The 14910-nt window shown below is 57.9% G+C and carries 9 protein-coding genes and 3 pseudogenes; 6 read left to right on the forward strand and 6 right to left on the reverse strand.

The features are described from left to right. Window positions 1-135 precede the first annotated feature (135 nt). Together KGA85_RS06540 and KGA85_RS06545 are read left to right on the forward strand one after the other, a co-directional pair. Complete coding sequence (locus tag KGA85_RS06540; RefSeq protein WP_223543001.1) at window positions 136-1299, forward strand: thiolase C-terminal domain-containing protein; 1164 nt, start codon at window positions 136-138, stop codon at window positions 1297-1299. A 407-nt stretch (window positions 1300-1706) separates the two neighbouring features. Next, window positions 1707-2540 carry an SDR family NAD(P)-dependent oxidoreductase gene (locus KGA85_RS06545; protein ID WP_223510780.1) on the forward strand — a complete coding sequence of 278 codons (834 nt, stop codon included), beginning with the start codon at window positions 1707-1709 and terminating at the stop codon, window positions 2538-2540. Between the two features lie 265 nt (window positions 2541-2805). Here the strand turns inward: KGA85_RS06545 and KGA85_RS06550 are convergent, their stop codons facing one another. The 4 genes and pseudogenes from KGA85_RS06550 to KGA85_RS06565 form a co-directional block, all read right to left on the reverse strand. Further along, window positions 2806-2949 carry a hypothetical protein gene (locus KGA85_RS06550; protein WP_223510781.1) on the reverse strand — a complete coding sequence of 48 codons (144 nt, stop codon included), beginning with the start codon at window positions 2947-2949 and terminating at the stop codon, window positions 2806-2808. 97 nt (window positions 2950-3046) lie between these two features. Beyond that, window positions 3047-3283 (reverse strand): annotated as a pseudogene (locus KGA85_RS06555) (hypothetical protein); the annotation flags it as partial. 3 nt (window positions 3284-3286) lie between these two features. After that, window positions 3287-3463: pseudogene (locus KGA85_RS06560) on the reverse strand (integrating conjugative element protein); the annotation flags it as partial. A 90-nt stretch (window positions 3464-3553) separates the two neighbouring features. Further along, window positions 3554-5167: a GMC family oxidoreductase gene (locus KGA85_RS06565; protein WP_223510782.1), complete on the reverse strand. Its 1614-nt coding sequence runs from the start codon at window positions 5165-5167 to the stop codon at window positions 3554-3556. 611 nt (window positions 5168-5778) lie between these two features. Between KGA85_RS06565 and KGA85_RS06570 the strand changes: the two genes are divergently transcribed. The 4 genes from KGA85_RS06570 (at window position 5779) to KGA85_RS06585 (ending at window position 12613) form a co-directional block, all read left to right on the forward strand. Next, on the forward strand, window positions 5779-7608 hold the full coding sequence (locus KGA85_RS06570) for a DUF1302 domain-containing protein (RefSeq protein ID WP_223531717.1): 1830 nt from the start codon (window positions 5779-5781) through the stop codon (window positions 7606-7608). A 32-nt stretch (window positions 7609-7640) separates the two neighbouring features. Beyond that, complete coding sequence (locus tag KGA85_RS06575; RefSeq protein ID WP_223543002.1) at window positions 7641-9005, forward strand: DUF1329 domain-containing protein; 1365 nt, start codon at window positions 7641-7643, stop codon at window positions 9003-9005. Between the two features lie 74 nt (window positions 9006-9079). After that, a complete protein-coding gene (locus tag KGA85_RS06580) occupies window positions 9080-10156 on the forward strand; it encodes a WD40/YVTN/BNR-like repeat-containing protein (RefSeq protein ID WP_223531713.1) in 1077 nt (358 codons plus the stop codon). Window positions 10157-10183: 27 nt separating this feature from the next. Continuing rightward, window positions 10184-12613 (forward strand): efflux RND transporter permease subunit, encoded by a 2430-nt coding sequence (locus KGA85_RS06585; RefSeq protein WP_223510920.1) that lies wholly within the window; start codon window positions 10184-10186, stop codon window positions 12611-12613. Between the two features lie 563 nt (window positions 12614-13176). On the opposite strand, the pseudogene KGA85_RS31365 reads toward KGA85_RS06585, so the two are convergent. Both KGA85_RS31365 and KGA85_RS06600 read right to left on the reverse strand, forming a co-directional pair. After that, window positions 13177-13477: pseudogene (locus tag KGA85_RS31365) on the reverse strand (integrase); the annotation flags it as partial. A gap of 785 nt (window positions 13478-14262) precedes the next feature. Next, the gene (locus KGA85_RS06600) at window positions 14263-14703 is read right to left on the reverse strand and encodes a GNAT family N-acetyltransferase (RefSeq protein WP_223510787.1); all 441 of its coding nucleotides are present in this window, start codon (window positions 14701-14703) and stop codon (window positions 14263-14265) included. Window positions 14704-14910 lie beyond the last annotated feature (207 nt).

Consider the following 14910-nt stretch of genomic DNA (forward strand, 5'->3'; position numbering starts at 1 on the left):
CCCCCCCATCGCCGGGGGGGGCAAAGTAGCGCGCCGGGAATAATCTCGATCCCATGAAGAACCGCCGGCAGGTCTGCTGACGGCTCGGTGCGACGCCGATTGCAGCGTCGCGCTATCGACCTCGGGACAGAGACGATGACGCACAAGGTACTGATCGCAGGTGTTGGCATGACCCCGTTCACCGCATTGGGCAGTGGCAATGCCACTGAACTGACCAAGTCGGCGGTGAATCTGGCCTTGGCCGACACGGACCTCGATCTCGATCTGATCGACCAGACCTTTTTCGCCTGCGTGCACTCCGGCTCGGGCATCGGCGAGCGCTTGATGGCGCCTCTCGGACTGATCGGGACCAGCCTGGTCAATGTCCGCGATGGCTGCGTCTCTGGACATGCGGCCTTTCACCTGGCGCGCCAGAGCCTGCTTGCGGGCGAGGCCGAGTGCGTGCTGGTGGTTGGTTGCGAAGCCATGCCGGCAGGCATTTCCAGCCGGGCGTTCTTCGATCTGGGCGAACGCGAGGGCAAACCGCAGGACCTCACGGCGGAAAATCATCAAGCCCTCGAACAGCTGGAACGACGGCAACATCCGGCAGAACTGTTCGCCGCCCAGAACAGCCATCTGCTTACCGGTCTGGGGGTCTCGGAGGCCATCTACGAACAGGTTGTGCTGGGGGCCAGAACCCAGGCACGCCTCAATCCCTATGCCCTGTTCAACCAGCTGGATGAGGTCGATAGCTGGCTTGCCCCTTACTTGAGTGCCCCGGCATGCGGTGCCGCCGTCCTGATCCTGTGCACGCCGTCGTTCGCCCAGCGCTACGGGCTGCGTGCCGATATCGCCTGCCTGGTCAGCCTGCGCGGCGGCGAAAACGATGCCGATCAGGAGTCGTTCAGTGCACTCGACGTGCTGGGCCGCGCCGCTACCCGGCGCCTGTCGACCCGTGCCTACGAGTTGGCCGGTCTCGGCCCGGAAGATATCGACCTGGTCGAGCTCCATGACCAAAGCGTCGGCGACTACCTGATCAACTGTGCCGCCCTGGGCTTCTGCCGTGAGGATCAGCTCGCCGCCTTCGCCCAGGGCCGGCATAACGGTGACGGCGGCGTGGCGGTTTGCCCGTCCGGCGGCCTGCTCGGCCGCGGCCACGCACCCGGCGCCACTGGTATCGCCCAGTTGGTCGAGCTGGTCTGGCAACTGCGTGGCGTGGCGGGTCCTCGTCAGCTGAGCAGGGCCAGAACCGCCCTGCAGCACAGCACGGCGTTAGGCCGCGCGGTCTCTCTCAGCATCCTGCAACGGATTTCCCAGTAACGGCCGTAAGAGGTCCGAAATGTTTGCTGCACAACCAACAACGACAATAAAAAGGTGCATCAGCCCATGAAAAGCAATAACAGCCACCTCAACCTGCGGCAAAGCCTGCTGGCCTCGGCCATTCTGGCGGCCGCCATGCCAGCCCGTGCGCGCCGAACCGCAGCAGGATAAAGGCCGCGCCGAGTTCTATCTCAGCCGCGCGGTGCTCGATCTCGACGAACTGGCGATGACGGTGCTCGACTCGAGGAGCAGAGCTGAGAGGCGGTAAAAAATTCTCTCCTACGGGAGAGAGTCTCGCTACGGCGCTCGATATTTTCACAACCTCTGAACCCCATCGCCTTCCAACAAGCCAATCAATGCCTGATCCACAGGCCTCACCGACAGACATTCCAACCAGCGAGCTACCCATGGCAATTGCACAACTGCAAGGCAAACAGATCCTGATCACTGGCGCGGCCTCCGGCATCGGCCGCGCGTCCGCCATTGCCTTCGCCCGCGAGGGTGCCCACATCATCGCCAGCGACTTGCAGCTCGACGCGCTGCGGAGCCTGCAGGAAGAAATCCACGCGCTGGATGTGCAATGCCACATCTACACGGTCGACGTCAGCAGCGAAGCGGCCATGCGGGGCTTCTGCGAGCAGGTGATCGCCGAACTGGGGGCACCTGACGTACTTTACAACAATGCCGGCATCGCCCACCTCGGCAAGTTCCTCGACAGCGACCTGGCCCACTGGCAGCGGGTGATCAACGTCAACCTGATGGGCGTGGTCTACGGCTGCCACCTGTTCATTCCGCACATGCTGGCCGCCGGCGGCGCACGCCAGGTGGTCAATGTCTCCTCCACGGCGAGCTTCGCCCCGGCGCCGTCCATGGCAGCCTATGCGGCCTCCAAGGCGGCCGTCGCCGGCCTCAGCGATGTGCTGCGCATGGAACTGGCCGGTAGCGAGATAGTGGTCACCGACGTCTGTCCGGGGGTGATCAACACCGCCATCACCACCAGCGGCAGCGCTACTTCCCCGGGCATGACCTCGGCGCAGTTGCAGCGCCTGCAGAGCTACTACGCCCGCGAGGGATGCTCCCCGGATGTCGTGGCCAACGACGTGCTGCAAGCCGTGAAAACCGGTAAGACCCTGGTGCTCAGCGGTCCTTATGCGAGCCTGGCCTTTCACCTCAAGCGCATCTCGCGGCGCCTGTTGCAGAAGGTGACGCTTGGCAACGCCCGCAAGGCCGGCTATCTCTGAGGTGCAGCAGACGCCGAGTTGGCAACGCCCCGCACTCGACAAGGAGTGCTTTACCGCTTGGCGCCAGCAGCAACGGCCATCCGATACTTGGCCGGCGTCACCGCATGCGCAGCCCGAAAACAGGCCGTCCGGTGGCTTTGGCTGCTAAACCCGCTTTCCTGGGCAAATGCGCGCAATCGGCATGCTGGACATGGTCAACAGCTTGCGCGCCTGCTCCAGGCGCACACTTAGAACATATCGATGCGACGGCATGCCCGCGGCATCTTCAAAAACGCCGGAAGTGGGCACGGCTCACTTCGGCACGCGCCGCCAGAGTGTCGGCAGACAACTCCTCGGCCAGGCGGCCCTTCTGTAATTCGTTTATCAGCTGCAGAGCCGCGGAGCCCACCAGCGCATCGCTGAACGACATCGAGGTTGCCCAGATTCAGCAGATGGATCAGCAGATCGCCACCGCAGCAGAGCAGCAAAGCAGTGGCGGAGGAGATCAATCGGGGGTGTTACCCGTAATCCTGTGGTCGATGTCGGTAGCGCCGAAGCAGATCCCACCAGAGCGCAAAGAGGGCGGCGTAGAGCAGGGCGCGCCACCATCGCAGATAAGGTCGTGCGGATTCGAATGCCTGCTGCCAGCCCTCGAAACTACCCAGCGCAGTGCGGCCGATCCAGGCGACCAGTGCGGCGGTCAGGATCATCACCGCGGCAATCCCCAGACCTGAAAGCAGAGTGAATAGCGGTGAGCGTTTCATGGCTCACTTTCGTCTAGTGTCAGCATCATTGAGTCGGCCCGGCTCTGGGTCGCCTTGCTCGACGGTACGCGAAGCATCGGCACCACCCGCATGTCGATCGAGCACCAGGCTGGCGGTATTGGTGGCGAGCATCTGTCGGACCTGCAGCTCGGTTTGTAGCAGACGTATTTTGCGCTCCAGATATTGGGTTAAAGAGAAAAGACGGTCGTTGATCTGGATAACGGTTACATAAAGTAATATAAAAAATCTGGCTCAGACTCTGTAGTTATTTTAGTCGCCATGTTGATATTCCTCCTCCTGGATAAACATCGCCGCACGGACACCGATCATTGCGCAAGGTACTTGGGTGTTTCCCGATATGAGTGTGGGCATCACTGAAGCATCCGCAACCCTCAGTCCTGCAACTCCTCGCAACCGTAGCTGTGGATCTAGCGGGGCAGAAGGATCACTGCCCATTCGGCAGGTTCCAACCGGATGATAAATAGTGTCACCATGAAGTTTAATAGCCGCACGCAGCTCTTCTCCTTCGAGTTTCTCGAACCCGTGAAGCGACCTGCCGGAGTACCTGCTCATTGACGGTGCCGAGAGTAGTTTTCGGGCAATACGGATTCCGTCGACTAACGTTTGCAGATCCTCAGGCTCCGAAAGAAATTGGGGATCGATCAGTGGTGGATGACGGGGATCGGCCGATCGGAGCCTTACTACGCCCCGGCTTTTTGGTCTGAGGCCACAGACATGCAGTGAAAAACCACGTCTGGGGTGCATACGTCGGCCATGCCTATCAACTATCCCCACGCAGAAATGGAACTGAACATCTGGTCGAGAAGTCTCCGGCCGAGTTGATACAAAAGCTCCTGCCTCTGCTACGTTGGTTGAAAGCAGTCCACCCAGCCCCTTCAAATAAGATAATAGACCCGTTAATAATTGTGGTACTAACGAAGGCACCAGGCCCAGAAGGCTTTTATCATCAACAGCCCGGGAAATGGTGACATCCAAGTGATCTTGCAAATTATTGCCGACTTCGGGACAGTCTTTATGAACCTTGATGCCTAAACTGCGAAGGTGATCGGCGGGCCCAATGCCAGAAAGCATCAATAGTTGAGGCGTACCGAATGTACCTGCGCTAAGCACGACTTCGCGACGGGCACTAAAACAACCCCCATCAGCCAATTCGACACCTGTCGCTCGCCCTTCTACGATTAAAACTCGAGTCACCTGTACACCCGTCAATATCGTGAGATTTTGAGGCTGTGGATTGAGAAAGGCTTGGGCAGCGTTGAATCGCTGGCCGTTATGCTGAGTGACTTGATAAAGGCCGACGCCAGCTTGATGGGCGCCATTGAAATCTGTGTTGAGTTCGATCCCGGACTCGACACCTGCGGCCACGAATGCTTTAGCGCACGAACTAGGCGTTCCGAGATCAGCGACTTTCCAAGGGCCACCGTCACCGTGCCACGTGTTTGCACCACGCGCATTGCACTCCATCTCTTTGAAGATGGGCAGCACCTGATCCCATCCCCAGCCGTCTGCTCCGTTTTTTTCCCAACTGTCGTAGTCCTCTGACTGGCCGCGGAGATAGATCATGGCGTTGATAAGACTTGATCCTCCCAATCCTCTCCCGCGGGGCTGCAGACCACGTTTACCGTTCAATCCTGGCTGGGGGACCGTTCGAAAAGCGTAATTATGACGGTTTCGCCAAGGTACGAGCGCCGCGACCGCAATGGGCATGCGAGAAAGCCAGCTTGCTTTCGCGGGACCTGTCTCTATGAGCGCAATCTGCCTCTCCGGAAATGCAGTAGCCAGCCGAGCTGCGCATGCGCTGCCAGCTGGGCCGCCTCCCACGACCAGATAATCGTACGATCTCGTGTCTTCGCAGCAGGGCATAGCGCCTCCTTATTTTTATTGTGAGAGGTCTTCGTTATACCTATGTTGACAATTAGTGTAAATACTCTAGTTTTGGCTGGTGATTGTTTAAATCACTAAAGGCTCAGTGTTCAGGCACCTGAAAATCCTTGTCGAGCGTGGTTACTTGAGTCAAAACCTTCAGCCCTCAAAGTATCGACTGGGCATCCAGGCATATTTGCCGGACGGGTACTGATCCGGGCTCTGTCGATTGTTCCTACTGCTATTCAGCTCAGGTGCAAGCGTTCTATTTATTCCCCCCTCCTGACGTCACCCCCCCCACCAATGGGGGCGACTGACTGTGCGCGACGCAATAGTCTCAGATCCACGGTGAGTTTCTCCTCTGATTGGGTTGCCCGGCGGTATCTGGCGGCGCGTCACAAAACAGATCGACGATTATCACCGTCTGTATCGACTATCGAGGCGAGCGTTGAAGGGGGGAAATCCCATTTGCCCCGTTGAGTGTTCGCGATAGTAAGGCTTCGCTGGCCATTCAGGCTAACCACCCTGTAGTGCACCTAAGGAGAGGTTCCTACGTGTAACGGATTCAATGAATAACTTTTCGTGAACCACAGAGAAGGTGAGCAAATTAGATGAATAAAAATAATAAGATCTGCCATGCCAACATCCGTCGAGGCCTTCTTGCTTCAGCGATACTGACAGGGCTGGGGATTGCTCCCGTACAGGCTTTCGAAATCAATACGGGTAACGAGGATCTGTCGGTCCGTTTCGACAACACTGTCAAGCTTAACTACGCCCAGCGCGTGCAAGGTGCCGACTCCAAACTGACTAACTCGTGGAACAACAACGACGGCGACCGCAATTTCTCGGTGGGCGAGCCCGTCTCCGAGCGCGTCGATGTGCTCTCCGAGCTGGATGTGGCCTTCAAGAAGACAATGGGTTTTCGGGTCAGCGCCAACAGCTGGTACGACCACGCCTATAAGGATGTCGGCACCTACAACCCGTCGACCAACCAGCTCAACAATGGCAAGCCCGACTCGAACCACCTGAGTGGTTATGCCGACCGTTACTACAACGGTCCTTCCTCCGAGATTCTCGATGCCTTCGTTTTTGGCAGTACGGAAATCGGTGAGCAGTCGTTGCTCAGCGGCCGGTTGGGTAAAACCACCCAGTACTGGGGCGAAAGCATTTTGTCCTTCACCCATGGCAACAGCTATGGCCAGTCTGGCCTGGACATTACCAAAGCACTGACGGTGCCGGGTACCGAAGCGAAGGAATTGTTTATACCGCGTAGCCAAATATCCACCAACCTGACGATCAACCCGCAGTGGACCATCGGCGCGCAGTACTTCCTGGACTGGAACGCCGCGCGTCTGCCGGAATCAGGTACTTATCTGGGCTTCAATGACGGCATACAGAATGGCGGGCACAACCTGTCGCTGATCGGCGCACAGAATCCTCTTTTTGGTACGCCGGGCCCGCTCGGTGCGAACGAGTTCCTGCGACTGGACAATGGCCATACCTTTACCCCGAGCAAGACGGGCGATTTCGGCCTGATGGCCAAATGGAGTCCGGAGTGGCTGGACGGCACGCTGGGTTTCTACTACCGCAAAACCTCCGACATTCTGCCTAACGTGGTCCTGCAGCCGACCGCAGTGGGTCCAGCGCAACTGATCTCGGGCAATATCGGCAGCTACAACCAGTTCTATGTCGATGACATCGATATCTACGGCATCAGCCTGTCGAAGAACATCGCCGGCGTGAGCGTCGGGCTGGATGTGAACTATCGCAACAACATGCCATTGTCCAGCGTCCCGGCCACCGTCAATCCTTCGCCGGCAGCCGCTGGCACACCCGGCGTCATCTCAAGTTTTAATGGTGAAAACGGCGTTGCACGCGGTAATACGGTGCACGCGGTGCTCAACGGGCTGACCACTTTTGGTCAAACGCCGGTGTGGGATAGCTCATCGTTGCTGGTCGAACTCGCCTACAGCCGCTGGCTGTCTGTCACCGATAACGAGCAACTGTTCAAAGGTGAAGACTGGTACCACGGCATCGACAAGGTCACCAAGGATAACTACGTCCTGGGCGTCAACTTCAACCCGACCTGGTACCAGGTGTTTCCCGGTATCGATATGTATATGCCGGTCACCTATAACGTCGGCCTCAAAGGCGAGTCCTCGGTTCAAATGGGCGGCAACAAGGGCGCGGGCAACTACTCGGTCGGCGTCGGCATGGATGTGCGTAATCAATACCGTTTCGACCTGAAGTACGTGGCCAACTTTGGTGATTTCGATATGTGTAATGCACCAGGCAGCGCGGGTAAACCCGGCGATGGTACATCGCCTGGTGCCAACGGACAGTACAACTGCACCCTTGGTCAGCCCACCGCGTTCGCAGGCACATTTGCCCAGATCAGTGATCGCGGCATGGTCACCGCTACCTTCAAAACCACCTTCTGATCGAAGCGTTGCGTGATAACAGGAGACCCCCCATGAAATTCGTTAAACCATTACTGGCTACTACGTTGGCGCTGGCCGTCGCCGGTGCTGCTCAGGCGGCCGTATCCCCGGACCAGGCTGCGAAGCTCGGTACCACGCTGACGCCTGTCGGCGCCGAGTGGGCTGGCAACGCCGACGGCACCATCCCGGCGTACACCGGTAGCCCGATGGCGATCCCGGCGGGCTTCAAGGCGGGCGACGGGTTCCGTCCGGATCCGTTCGAGAGCGAAAAGCCGCGCCTGGTGATCACCGGCAAAAATGCCGCCGAGTACGCGGACAAGTTGACGGTGTCGACCCAGGAACTTTTTAAGCGGTATCCGACCTATCGGGTGGACGTCTACCCGACTCACCGCACTGTGGCCTTGCCGCAGAAGATGCTGGAGAACACCGCGGCAAACGCCGTGACGGCCAAGACCACCGAGGGTGGGCTGGCGCTGGAGAATGCGTTGCCAGGGGTGCCGTTCCCGATCCCCGCCGACGGTTACGAGGCGATGTGGAACCACTTGTTGCGTTACCAGGGCGTGGCCATGAATACCAAGTACGACTCCTGGATCAACGATGCTTCCGGCACGGCGACGCTGAGTTCGACCGGTGTCGTCTCCATTGAAAACCCATTGTCCGATCCGAAGCGTCCAGCGGGTCCGATCGCCGGGGATGAGGCCTATTACAAACTCAAGGTGTCCTACAGCGGGCCGGCGCGTCGCGTGGGTGAAGCAATCTTGGTTGTCGATTCGGTCAATCCGCTGAAACAGCCACGCCGTGCCTGGCAATACTTGCCGGGGCAACGTCGAGTCAAGCTGGCGCCGGATCTGGCCTACGACACGCCGAACCCGGGTACCTCGGGCATCATGACCTACGACGATACCTTCCTGTTCAACGGCGCCATGGACCGTTACGACTTCAAACTGGCCGGCAAGAAGGAAATGCTTGTTCCGTACAACACCTACAAGCTGAACTACCACAAGACCGCCGACGATCTGGTCACCGCCAAGCATTTGAATCCAGATCTGGTGCGCTGGGAACAGCATCGCGTGTGGGTGGTCGAGGCCACTCTGAAACCGGGCAAGCGCCACATCTACAGCAAGCGCACCTTCTACATTGACGAGGACAGCTGGACCGTTCTGGCCTCTGACGAGTATGACGCTCGCGGCCAACTGTTCCGTGGTGGCTTTGCCCACATGACCTACAGCTACGACGTGCAGGCGCCGGACAGCAATAACCACATGCTCTACGATTTCGTCGCAGGCTCCTACAACATCAACGGTTTCTACGGCCCCTACGGTGGCCTCAAGTACAACGAACCCCTGTCCAAGGCCCAGTGGACGGCCGAGTCGCTGGCCGGCACCGGTGTCCGCTAACCGCATCTGAAACAGCTGTACACCACCGGGGGTTTCCACTCATTCCCCGGTGGTTTTCAACCGAGATAATAATAATGACAACCTCAAAGTGGATCCTGCTCTGCACCTTGGCGACAGCGCTGGCGCTGCCGTTTACCCGTCCTGTGGTGGCGGCGGATTTTGCCGATGTGCTGGACACCCCGGCGGTGCACAGTGAGCTTGCTGGCAAAGGTCTGCTGACAGGGCTTACCCGCGCAGGTGAGCGTCTGATCGCTGTCGGCCAGCGCGGCCATATTCTCTATTCCGACGACGCGGGTCAGCATTGGCTGCAGGCTCAAGTGCCAGTCAGTTCGGACCTAGTCTCGGTGTATTTTCCTTCCGCTCAACAGGGCTGGGCCGTCGGACATGACGGGGTGGTCCTGCACAGCAGCGACGCTGGACAGACCTGGAACCGTCAGCTGGACGGGCGCCAGGTGGGCCCGCTCCTGTTCGATTATTACCAGAAGCAACTCGCCAAGCAGCCGGACAATCCGGAACTGCAGGCGCGGGTTGCCGATGCTCAACGGATGAAGGAAGAGGGCGCCGACAAGCCCTTTCTCGATGTCTGGTTCGAAAATGATCAGGTCGGTTACATCGTCGGTGCCTTCAACCTGATTTTCCGAACCGATGATGGTGGCCACAGTTGGACGCCGTGGCTGGACCGTACCGACAACCCGACGGCGCTGAACCTCTACGCGTTGCGTCCGGTAGGCAATGATCTGTTTATCGTCGGTGAACAGGGGCTGGTGCTGAAACTGGACCGGAGCACCGAACGCTTCAACGCCACTCCCACACCTTACAACGGCAGTTTTTTCGGCATCACCGGCAAGCCAGGCTTCGCCCTGGTGTTCGGTCTGCGCGGCAATGTCTATCGCAGCGTCGATGGCGGGGCGAGCTGGAACAAGATCGACCTTGGCCTGCCGCTGAGCATTACCGCCAGCACGATCACCGCCGATGGGCGGATCGTGCTGGTCAGCCAGGCCGGTCATGTACTGGTCAGTGCCGACGATGGCGCCAGTTTCAAGCTCCAGCCGAATACCGTACAGGCGCCGGTGGCCGCCGCACAGATATCCGCTGTCGGTTCCCTGGTACTGGCAGGCACCCGTGGCCTGCGGCAGTTGCCTCTTGAATAAGTCCGGCATTACAAAGAGAACACCATGATGGGTCACTACGAAACCGATACGATGCCGGTGATCCGCGAGCTCAAGGGCTTCGATGCCCGCTCCGGAAACCGGCTGGAACGCCTGATCTTCAACAACCGGTTACGGGTGGTGCTGACTTGCCTGCTGGTCACCCTGGCGTTGAGCTACTTCGCCAGCACCCGGCTGACGCTGAATGCCAGCTTCGAAAAGATGATCCCGCAAAGTCAGCCCTTCATCAAAAACTACCTGGAAAACCGACAGGCCTTGCGCGGTCTGGGCAATGCGGTGCGGGTGGTGGTGGAGAGCAGCAACGGCGACATTTTCGACCCGCATTACCTGGACGCCTTGAAGGAGATCAACGACGAACTGTTCGTGACCCCTGGCGTCGACCGTGCGTGGATGAAGTCGCTGTGGACCCCGGCCGTGCGCTGGACCGAAGTCACCGAGGAAGGTTTTCAGGGTGGCCCGGTGATGCCCGACTCCTATGACGGCTCGGCCCTAAGCGTGCAGCAACTGCGGCAGAACATCGCCCGTTCGGGGATCGTCGGCAGCCTGATCGGCAACAACTTCAAGTCGAGCATGATCTTCGTACCGCTGCTGGATAAAGATCCGATCACCGAGCAGGGTATCGACTACCACCAGTTTTCGAAAACCCTGGAAGAGAAACTGCGTAACAAGTATGAGTTCGAAGGCAGCGCACGGGTCAGCGGGGAGGAGGGCCGTGGCCCGATCAAGATCCGTGTGATCGGCTTCGCCAAACTGGTGGGCGATCTGCTCGATGGCCTGATGCAGGTCATGCTGTACTTCGGCGCCGCAGCATTGATCGCCACGGCGATCATTTTTTACTTCACCCGTTGCGTGCGTAGCACGGCACTGGTGATCCTCTGCTCGGTCATCGCCGTGGTCTGGCAACTCGGGCTGGTGGCGCTGTTCGGTTTTGCCCTGGACCCGTTCTCGATTCTGGTGCCGTTCCTGGTGTTCGCCATCGGCGTGTCCCACGGCGCGCAGAAAATGAACGGGATCATGCAGGACGTCGGCCGCGGTACGCACCAATTGGTCGCCGCACGCTACACCTTCCGCCGCCTGTTCCTCGCGGGCCTGACCGCCTTGCTGGCCGATGCCGTGGGCTTTGCGGTGCTGATGCTGATCGATATTCCGGTGATCCAGGACCTGGCGATCACGGCAAGCATCGGGGTGGCGGTGCTGATCTTCACCAACCTGGTGTTGTTACCGGTGCTGCTGTCCTATACCGGCGTGAGCCGCAAAGCGGCCGGGCGCAGCCTGCGTCAGGAAAACAAAGAGCTGCGTGGCAAGGGCCTGGGCGCCTTCTGGAATTTTCTCGATCGCTTCACTGAGCGCCGCTGGGCCACCGTGGCGGTCGCGGTGACGGGTCTGCTGGCGGTCGGCGGGCTGGTCGTCAGCAGCCATTTGAAAATCGGTGATCTTGACCCCGGCGCCCCGGAGTTGCGTTCGGACTCGCGGTATAACCGTGACAACGCCTACATCACCGCCAACTATTCGCTGTCCAGCGACCAGTTCGCGATCATGCTCAAGACCCCCAGCGAAGGCTGTCTGAAGTACGAAACCCTGGTGGAGGCCGATCGCCTGGGCTGGCTGTTGCAGCAGCAACCGGGGGTGCAAACCACGGTGTCGCTGGTCAATGCCGTGCGGCAGATCACGGCGGGTTCCTACGAAGGCAACCCGAAGTGGCTGACCATCGCGCGCAATCAGAACGTGCTGAACTACGGTGCGCAGCAGGCTTCGGTCAGCAGCCCGGATTTGTTCAATAACGATTGCTCGATGATGCCGATCGTGGCCTACCTGTCGGATCACAAGGCCGAGACCCTCGACAATGTGGTGCGGGTGGCCGAGAGCTTCGCCCGAGAACACAGCACGGGCGACCGTCAGTTCATGCTCGCCGCCGGCAGTGCCGGGATTGAAGCAGCGACCAACATCGTCGTGCGCGAAGCCAACCACACCATGCTGTTTTACGTGTACGGCGCGGTGATCGTGTTGTGTTTCATCACCTTCCGTAGCTGGCGTGCAGTGGTGGTGGCGGTGGTGCCGCTGATGCTGACCTCGATCCTCTGTGAGGCGCTGATGGTCTGGCTGAACATGGGTGTGAAAGTGGCGACCTTGCCGGTCATCGCGTTGGGCGTGGGCATTGGCGTGGACTACGCGCTGTACCTGCTCAGCGTGCAACTGGCGCAACAGCGTGCCGGGTTGTCCCTGACCGAGGCGTACAAGAATGCGGTGGCGTTCACCGGCAAGGTGGTGGCGTTGGTGGGCATCACCCTGGCGGCGGGCGTCATCACCTGGGCGTGGTCGCCGATCAAGTTCCAGGCGGACATGGGCATCCTGCTGACGTTCATGTTCATCTGGAACATGGTCGGCGCCTTGGTGCTGATCCCGGCGCTGTCGCATTTCCTGCTTAAAAAAACGCACTGATCAACCAACGCGCCATGCTCCGCCAAAATTATCAATCAAAGGGGGGGCGATGGGCGCAATTGTAGATCCGCCCCCCTGACGAGAGGGGCGGCTGACAAATAACGACGCTTTAAGGTGATTGCAGCGACGGTCATCACCCAGTCGCAATGGCGATGAGCGTAGCTTGATTGGTTCGGTTACGTATAAGTGGTGATAGCCCAGAGGCGGTTTTGAGGCGCTACGCACGCAGTGTGGAAGCTGAGTGCGAAACGGTCGGAAGTTGTTGGCGTGTTTGAGCGGATCTGGCCGCTTTCTCACCTCGCTAGCGGTCGAACACCCTAATCGAAGAGAGAGCAACTGCACGGTCAGCGAATAGTCATAGTAGCGTCGCTGCACGGCGCCGGTTCAGGTGGTGATTGAGAAACCAAGTAAGGTGTTTTCTTTGCCAGCCTACGGTGTGTCCCATTGCCAGCGCTCAGCGATTACTGTTTGGATAGCCTTCGCCTTGCGGAGGTGGCGTTGGCGTGTGGCATGCGAACCGGTCAGCATGCCCGCCAGGAACAGATCTATATAGAATGGCATGGTCATGGTCGACCCCCGATGTACGCGCTACTAGGTCGATACGGCCATGCCCCAGCTCATAGCTAACCTGCTTTCGGGCTTTTTGATCGAGCGCTCGGTCTATCTGGTAGCACTTGCCGTTGTTGATCTGCGCGGGATGATGGGTGATTTGCTCATAGCGTTCGCACGCATACGCCACCCGCAACTCATGAAAGCTTTTGAGGTGATGTATGTGGGGGATATCCCGGGCGGGGCGGACCAAGCCCTGCAAACTTCGAGGTAGCTTCCAATCGGTGCAAGCAGGTTGCTGCTACCGTTGGGCGAGCCGGCATTATGTCTGCCTTGTGCGTATCCTTGGGAGGATGCCTACACACAATTTTTTGTGCGGTCGGGCTCACGGCGCTGCTGGCTACCGGCCTAGGAAAAGATTGAGCAAAACACCGATGATATTTTGATAGGTGAGCTCGCTGCGCTCGCTCAACGGGCTATGTGTTTTGGCCATTGCCTTTAGGTCATCCAATTCAAGCCCAACTGTTTGAAGATCAAGTAAAACATCTTGATGGTGCTGCTGTAGAGCGTTGAGCTCTCGTAGCAGGGTGTCCCGATCTGCTTGCAGCGCAAGAAAGGTTCCTAGATTGATTTTCTCTTGATCTTCTCTGCGTGACCCAAACAGAAAGCTTGGCTTTTAATCAGGATGGTAGACCTGCATCCAATGACGTAAATCAGAGTGACGGATTGTTAGCTGAGCTGGCTCGACATGACTTCCCAAAGGGGCTGAAATACCAAGACTGCCATACGGTAACTCTTTGTTTCGTATGGCATCATAGATTTTTCAGTAGCTATATACAGACATGGCCATTGAGGGAGTAGGGCAGAAAGTTCATCAGGATAGGACCAAGTTGCTTGCATGATTTGTGCTTCGAAATGAAAGAGATTGCACCAGCGCAATGCCGCCTCAATTGGGCGATAGAGAATTTTGGCGTGTGGATTGTATGTGTCGGACATAAAACGATGGACCTCCATTTCTCATGGAAGGCCTCTGCCGAACACCTGTATTTCAACCAAACTAAGGGTAGTGGCTGTTTACTCGGATTTATGATTCGGTGAGGTCATCCATTCTCGTCGAAACATTGCGCGTAATTTGCATTGGTCGATACTAAGAACATCCCCTCCTCGACAATGAATGACGAATAAGCTTTGAACGCTTTTGCTAAGAAAGCTGCCACAGACTCGTCAGAAAACTGCAGCATTATGAATGAATGCCCATCGTGGCGAAACAACGCAAGGAATTTAGCAATAGCTTGGGACCCGATTTTATTTCGCCTGTGCTCCGGAAAAATAAACAAACGACGAATTTCAGATGTCGTACGACGAAAAATGCAAAAGCCGACAGCTTTGTCGCGCAATAATATGATAAGACACACATCGTCTAGATCCTTGTCAGGCTCATTGAACCAAGCGAGCTCCGGCTCGGCGACCACCTGAACGGTAGCAATCATTGCCAGACGCTGCTCCTTGCTAGCTAAAACAATCGTTAATTGCCTTACCATGTTGTTTGCTCTTTCGCCGCTGATCGCTTGACTATCATAGGTATCTGACTTTCCAGTATTAGTCGGCCTTGGGATCGGACTGTCCAATTGGCTATTGTCAGATGGCTACAGGCAATATCATTTGGAAGTTCAATATTAAAGGAGCTACAATTTTTATTGTTGACTGAAAAGGCACTCATGTTTTTAGACTCAAATCGTACGGAATTC

Source organism: Pseudomonas sp. GL-B-12, from assembly GCF_019955895.1.
In the GTDB taxonomy this organism is placed as follows: domain Bacteria; phylum Pseudomonadota; class Gammaproteobacteria; order Pseudomonadales; family Pseudomonadaceae; genus Aquipseudomonas.